The organism is Pseudomonas onubensis (assembly GCF_965653655.1).
GTDB lineage: Bacteria > Pseudomonadota > Gammaproteobacteria > Pseudomonadales > Pseudomonadaceae > Aquipseudomonas.
In genome coordinates, this window is record NZ_CBFHAZ010000275.1 from 1 (window position 1) to 449 (window position 449).

At 58.6% G+C, this 449-nt stretch carries 1 protein-coding gene; it reads left to right on the top strand.

Annotation, left to right across the window (positions count from 1 at the left end; translation table 11 throughout):
* Positions 1-19 precede the first annotated feature (19 nt).
* Positions 20-449: hypothetical protein (locus tag ACTD9P_RS29930; RefSeq protein ID WP_438870465.1), on the top strand; the 430-nt coding region annotated here is incomplete at its 3' end.

Genomic DNA, 449 nt, shown 5'->3' on the forward strand with positions numbered 1-449 from the left:
TACGTGGATTGCGCCGGGAATGGCAGAGCTGAAAGAAAAACTGTCAGCACGGGAAGCGGAGCGGCGCAGGGAGGAAGCCGAAGCGGAAGCGCGCCGGAAGGAACAGGAGCATGAGGCGCGGCTGAAACGTCATGATAACCACCGTCTGAGCCGTGAAACGGCATTAGTCGGGGTTATTACGGAGCTGGGGCGTGCCAGAGAGCCGGGAACGGGCAGGATAACCCGCTACATGATGCTGAGTAACAGAGCCGGAGAATTCACGGTATGGGGTGATGAGCTGGCGCATTACCCCCAGAGTGTTCATGACCCGGTGAATGTTTACCTGTCGCCAGGCGGGGCTGTGATGGTCTCGGATATACGCGAGGGAATGCCAGAATCTCATGAGACGATGGTGCGGCCTGAGCGTGTGAGAATGTATTCCGGTGCGACGGTCCGGCATGTACTGGAAC